The organism is Microcystis sp. 49638_E5, from assembly GCF_021300285.1.
GTDB lineage: Bacteria > Cyanobacteriota > Cyanobacteriia > Cyanobacteriales > Microcystaceae > Microcystis > Microcystis aeruginosa_C.
Genome location: NZ_JAJTDH010000152.1, coordinates 1 through 5,223 on the forward strand (window position 1 = coordinate 1; position 5,223 = coordinate 5,223).

Annotated in this window: 3 protein-coding genes; 1 reads left to right on the forward strand and 2 read right to left on the reverse strand. The window is 44.8% G+C overall.

Annotated features, from left to right (window positions below; translation table 11 throughout):
- Positions 1–255 precede the first annotated feature (255 nt).
- Complete coding sequence (locus LW728_RS22635) at positions 256–1,425, reverse strand: HhoA/HhoB/HtrA family serine endopeptidase (RefSeq protein WP_287768428.1); 1,170 nt, start codon at positions 1,423–1,425, stop codon at positions 256–258.
- Positions 1,426–1,806: 381 nt separating this feature from the next.
- Positions 1,807–2,475, reverse strand: coding sequence for a hypothetical protein (locus LW728_RS22640; RefSeq protein WP_287768430.1), 669 nt, complete (start codon positions 2,473–2,475; stop codon positions 1,807–1,809).
- A gap of 208 nt (positions 2,476–2,683) precedes the next feature.
- On the opposite strand from LW728_RS22640, the gene LW728_RS22645 reads away from it, so the two are divergent.
- Entirely contained in the window at positions 2,684–4,807 is a 2,124-nt protein-coding gene (locus tag LW728_RS22645) for a serine/threonine-protein kinase (RefSeq protein ID WP_287668983.1), read from the forward strand.
- Positions 4,808–5,223: the final 416 nt, after the last annotated feature.

The following is a 5,223-nucleotide window of genomic DNA, read 5'->3' on the forward strand; positions in this document are numbered from 1 at the left end:
GGGTGATGCAAGGGTTTTAAGAGATTCTAGCAGATTTAAGTGCATTTGGGAAGCTCTCAATCAAGCTAAAAGCCCTTTCCTGTAAGGTTTTTACCATTATTCAGCAAACCCTAAGTAAGTGGGTGTTAATTCAGTTATCAGTGAACAGTGGCAAGCGGGGAAGTGGGTAAGTGGGGAAGCGGTCTCATCACCCTATTACCCCAAAACCCTATCACCCTATCTCCTCATTCCTGACGACCGACTCCAGACCGCCGATTACTGATTTGACATTTGGGCGGTGATTACGGTGAGATCGATCGCCCTTTCACCCCTTCTGATTCTTAGGGGTAAAGACTGACCGATGCCGGTTTTTTCCACCATTTCCTGTAACTCAGTGCCATCGCTAACCGGTTGATTATTAGCTTTGACAATCACATCCCCGCGACGGATCCCGGCTTTTTCGGCGGGGGTATTGGGTAAGACTTTCACCACCAAAATTCCCGACACTTCCGGCACGATCATCGAAGAATTGGGGTTTTGATTATTAGCCCGGGCTAAATCGGGAGTTAGATTAACCATCTGCACACCGATATAGGGATGGGCCACCTTTTGACCTGATTCTAGGGTCGCTTGTAACTGCTTGGCCCGGTCGATGGGAATGGCAAAACCGATCCCCATGGCATCAGCACGAATCGCCGTATTGATGCCGATGACTTCCCCTTGGGCGTTGAGTAAAGGACCGCCGGAATTGCCCGGGTTAATAGCGGCATCGGTTTGGATAAAATCAATGCGTTTATCGGGAATACCCGCCTTAGCCGCCGAGCGCCCGATCGTGCTAATAATTCCTAAAGTTACCGTATTATCTAGACCGACGGGATTGCCTACTGCGATCGCCCAGTCCCCCACTTGTATGGATGAGGAATTGCCGAGGACGGCTACAGGTAATTTTTCCCCTTGGGGATTAATTTTCACCACGGCTAAATCAGTGATCTCATCAGTACCGCGTACTTCTCCTTTGAAGCTACGACCATCTTTTAAAGTTACCGTTACCTTATCGGCATTATCGACCACATGGGCATTAGTTAAGATTAAACCACTGCCATCGATAATAAAACCCGATCCCTGGCCCGCCACTCGCTGCTGGGTGGGAACACGAAACTGTTCCCCAAAAAACTCCTGAAAAAAAGGATCATCAAAAAAGGGGCTATTGGGACGAGTAATGATCGCTTCGGTGTCAATTCGCACCACTGCCGCACCCGTGCGGGCCACTGCCTTAGCGACAAAACTTTCCGCCGTCATCTCCGGGGGAATTCTGGCCAGATCGGCGGCAGCAGTGGGCAGATTTTGAGCATTTACCGCCGCTAAACTGCTAAAACCGAGCATAACTCCCAGAAAAGTTGCCAAAGCGTGGGTAATAGTTCGCCGTAACCCTGTAGGAAGTTTCATACTTTGATCTCTGATTCTGATGTTTTAACTGTTTCTGTCTATCGGTTGACAGACCGACTATTAAAAATCTAACAAATCGATCGCTCCGTTTAAATCCAGAAATAACCAATGAGTTGACACCAAGTCCGTCTGCTGGCGGATTTGGTGATGGTTTGCCGTTTACTAGGGCTGGCTGAATAAATCTAAAAACCTTGTTGGATAAGGCTTTTAGACTTTTTTGACCTCAAAAAGTGCCTACCATTGGAGTGATCGGGGGTAAAATTCCTGGACTTTTTCCCTGAAAATTAGGTAACTGACTACCTCAAAATCGCTAAAACCCCACACCCCACACCCCACACCCCACACCCTGCCACCACGAAAAACTTTTTCAGCAGACCCTAACTAATCTCTGATCACTAGGGGCGATTGCAGGGTAATATTTAAATCTCGATCGGGGTTAACAGAGTATAACTGCACGGAACTACCACCAACAATTCCCGCCGTCGGTAAACCCCATCCCGCAAGGGTTCCCACGGCTGCCCCCGCTAAGACATCGAGAACTTCGATCTTGCGATCGCCCGTAAGAGCAGCGATCGCTGTGGCTGCCCCCGCACCGGCGACGGTTCCCGCTAAGATATCTTGAGTTTTTGCCCCTTTACGCAGGGTTTCAGTGGTAGTAATTAATCGCGAAGTGGCATTGAGGGGGATAATGCGATTGCCCCCATCTAGGCCAATTTCATCGGCAATAAACCGCACACCTCGGCCCGCCGCTTCTAAAGTACCCTTGACTTCACTTCCCGCTGCAATCACCACACTCCCATTCCGGTTACGAATATCTCTGGCTACGGTTAAAGTCAGAGGAATAACATCACTTTTAGAAACTAAAATTTTATCGGCTTTCTCGTAATTCAAAGGGATAACTGTTCCGGCCGGAATCGAGATTTGTTGAGCGATCAGACGTGGCCGATTAATATTACTTTGAGCGAGGACGGGAAAAGTACCGGACATCGACCCCATGAGCAGGGTAATCAGTAAAGCTGTGCCGGCTCTAGTAACGGGATTGATAGACATAGCGGTTATCCTCTCAAAAAACAACAGTGAACCTTCTCTGTTTCTAGATTATTTTTTTCTGTCTGTCATGTCAGTCCCCTCCACAGGGAATTTTTTCCCTATAGAGAGGGAAAAAAGTAGAATGGGAGAGTTGCCGCATTTTGTCCAGCGACCGCAAAAGAAAGCCGAAAAGCCTAGAATAGTAAAAAACCCTGGATTGCCATCGTCTATGGAACTCGCTGCCGGAAAAATCCTTAGTCATCGCTACCAAATTATCCGTCAATTGGGAAAAGGGGGATTCGGACAGACTTTCTTGGCCTGCGATCGCCAGTTACCCAATCAAAATCGCTGTGTGATCAAACAATTTCAACCCCAGTGCCGGAATGCCGAAACTGTAGCCATCGCTAGACGACTGTTTGAAACCGAGGCGAAAATCCTGCAAGAATTGGGCAATCATCGCCATATTCCCCGTTTATTTGCTTATTTTGAGGAAAATGGGCAATTTTTCCTCGTGCAAGAATACATTGAAGGGGAAGATTTAGCCACAGAAATTACTGCCGGTGTCTATAGGCAAAATGAAGAGAAAGTAGTGGCTTTATTAACAGAAATTCTCTCAATTCTCGAATTTGTCCATCACAAACAGGTGATCCATCGCGATGTTAATCCCTTCAATCTTATTCGTCGCAGCCAAGATGATCAATTGGTTTTAATTGATTTTGGTGCTGTCAAACAAATTAGCAGTCAAGTAGTTAAAGAAGGTAAAACCGTTTCTACAGTCGCTATCGGTACCCCCGGTTATTTCCCCAGTGAACAGGCCCAAGGTTATCCCCGTTTTAGTAGCGATATCTATGCCACTGGTATTATTGGATTACAAGCTTTGACCGGTAAAGCTCCCGAAGATATTCCATTGGATGCTCGCACGGGGGAAATTCTCTGGCAACATTTGGCCATGACTAGCGCCGAGTTTAGTGATGTTATCGAGCGCATGATCCGCTATGATTTTCGTCAGCGTTATACCAGCGCCAGTGAAGCATTAATCGCTCTGAGAAAATTAGGAAAAATTCATCATCTCGATCCGAAAACTACCCAGGCGGTGAAACCCCAAGGTCGAGTTGCTCGTCAAGGGAAATCTTGGCTAACAAAAATCTTGTTTGTCTCTGGGACAATTGGTTTAATAGCTGGTGCTTATCTGGGTTTTGATTATTGGCAAAATTCTCGTAATTCTCTTAGTTACTATCAACAAGGTCAGACTTTTTATCAACTTAAACGCTATACTGATGCCCTTAATTCCTATGGTAAAGCCTTAAAAATTAATCCCGATTATCTTGAGGCATTGCAAGGACAAGCCGATGCTTTATTAGCTTTAAAAAGATACTCGGAAGCTTTAAATACCTACGAAAAAGCTATTCAAATTAACCCGGATTCCGCTTGGCAAGCTTGGCTCGGTCGCGGGAAAGCTTTAGATAAATTAGGCAAAAATCAGGAGGCTTTAGAAAGTTTTGAGCGGGTCTTATCTCTTAATCCTGCTGCTAGTCAAGCTTGGCAAGGTAAAGCCGATATTTATCTGGAACTGCAACAATATTCCGCCGCCCAAAAAGCTCTTGAAAAATTGTTAACTTTTCAAAAAAATGATGCCAAAATATGGTATAAAAAAGGCTGGTCATTACAAAATCTTGAGGATTATGAAGGGGCAGTTAAAGCCTACGATCAGGCTCTAGCGATCGAATCGGATAATGCCTTAATTTGGTATCAAAAAGGTAATAGTTTGTATCAATTAAATAAAATTAATGATGCTTTAGAAAGTTATAGCAAAGCCGGACAATTTAATCCCCAATTTTCCCAAGCTCACTATAGTCAAGGGATTATTCTGCAAAAATTAGGCCGCAACTCAGAAGCTTTGGAGGCATTTAATCAAGCAACTAAAGCCAATTCTAATTATTATCAAGCCTGGTTAAATCAAGGGGCATTACTTCATCAACTGGAAAGATTTCAAGAAGCGATCACATCCTACGAAAAAGCTCGCCGCATTTCTTCCCAAAAAGCCGAAGTTTTTATCGGTATCGGTAACGCTTGCTATCGTTTAGGCGACAATTCTCAAGCCATAAATGCCTATCAACAGGCGATTCAAAGACAAAAAGATAACCCCGAAACATGGAAAAGTTTAGGCAATAGTTGGTTTAAACTCGGTCAATACGAGCGAGCGATTCAAGCTTATCAAGAATCACTTCGTTATCGTTCCAATGACCGAGAAGTGCAAACACAAAAACAACTGGCAGAAACTCGCTGGCAAGAACTTCAGCAATCTCCCCAAAACCAAACCCCCAAAGTCGATAGGGAGGAACCGGTTCCCTAACTTCCGCTCTTTTTCTGGAGCTTTATCCCTTTTTACCGCTATTTCTCGGCAATAATTCCCGTCCTTGATAAAACTGTTTTTTCAGTTCTCCCAAGTGCCAATAAGCTCCCACCATATCTTTTTGTCTCCCGTTTCGTCTATAATCACCATTATTTCTTACCCATCGGCCAGATTTAGAATTAATTTTAATCTTCTATTTCTCACTTCTTCTACTGACCAGGGTGCCTCGGTTAAATCGTAGTCTAAATTATCTAATTGTCGGATATTAAAAGTCATAACTCTAGTTTTCCTCCCAGGCTTTACTTTAATTTTAGGGGATTAGCTGACCGACAGCCAAACTGACGCTAAAATAGTCTTTGCTGTCCGGGGTTGTTGCTTGCTCCTGACGGTGGTTGTAACCGGTAACTGAACATGAC